General features: G+C 55.5%; 1 pseudogene. It reads left to right on the forward strand.

Annotated elements, in window-relative coordinates:
* Window positions 1-206: pseudogene (locus tag HX855_RS33020) on the forward strand (hypothetical protein); the annotation flags it as partial.
* Between the last annotated feature and the right edge of the window lie 86 nt (window positions 207-292).

Consider the following 292-nt stretch of genomic DNA (forward strand, 5'->3'; position numbering starts at 1 on the left):
CGACTCCAGTGGTAGAAGCCAGGATGAAGGCCAGTGCGAAAGCCAAATCTGAAGCCGGTGCAGCTCTGCTTTTCTGTGGGAGCTGGCTTGCCTGCGATGCAGGCAACTCGGTCTTCCAGATACACCGAGGCGATGCCATCGCAGGCAAGCCAGCTCCCACAGGTGACCGTGCCCGCTTTAGCTTTAGCTTTAGCTTTAGCTTTTGATTCCGCTTTTGCTTCACCACACTCAAGCCGGCCGGTAGGCCGCTGTGCTCTTGCTCTTGATCTGCTTTGATTTTGATCTTAGGCGC

This window comes from Pseudomonas sp. IPO3778 (assembly GCF_013386825.1).
Classification (GTDB): domain Bacteria; phylum Pseudomonadota; class Gammaproteobacteria; order Pseudomonadales; family Pseudomonadaceae; genus Aquipseudomonas.